This window comes from Bartonella queenslandensis AUST/NH15 (genome assembly GCF_000312585.1).
Classification (GTDB): domain Bacteria; phylum Pseudomonadota; class Alphaproteobacteria; order Rhizobiales; family Rhizobiaceae; genus Bartonella; species Bartonella queenslandensis_A.
In genome coordinates this window covers 1-437 of record NZ_HE998461.1, presented here as the reverse complement: position 1 = coordinate 437, position 437 = coordinate 1, and the positions used below count along the sequence as shown (strand labels likewise).

Annotated in this window: 1 pseudogene; it reads left to right on the top strand. The window is 41.4% G+C overall.

The window, feature by feature from the left end:
- A pseudogene (locus BN338_RS10635) lies at window positions 1-437 on the top strand (VirB4 family type IV secretion system protein); the annotation flags it as partial.

Genomic DNA, 437 nt, shown 5'->3' with positions numbered 1-437 from the left:
GCCGGTGGCGGCACCTATATGTCCTTGAAAAATGGGAAGCCAACAGGCATAGCGCCGTTAAAAGGTTTAGACTATACCAATCCAGCCGATAGAGTCTTTTTACGACAGTGGATTATAAAGCTTGTTTCTTCTGAAGATCAAAAGATCAGTGAAGCGGAAAGACAAGATATCACGTCTGCTGTTGAACAACTTGCCTTATTGCCAAAAGAACAACGAACGATATCTGCTTTACAAATGTTTTTTGACACCACCCATAGGGAGGGGATAGCGGGGCGTTTAGAGAGATGGTGTAAAGGCAATGCCTTGGGGTGGGTATTTGACAATCCTGATGATGACATTGGCATTGATGCGAAATTTATTGGCTATGATATGACGGATTTTTTGGATAATGATGAAATTCGTCCACCCTTGATGATGTATCTTTTTCATAGAATTTT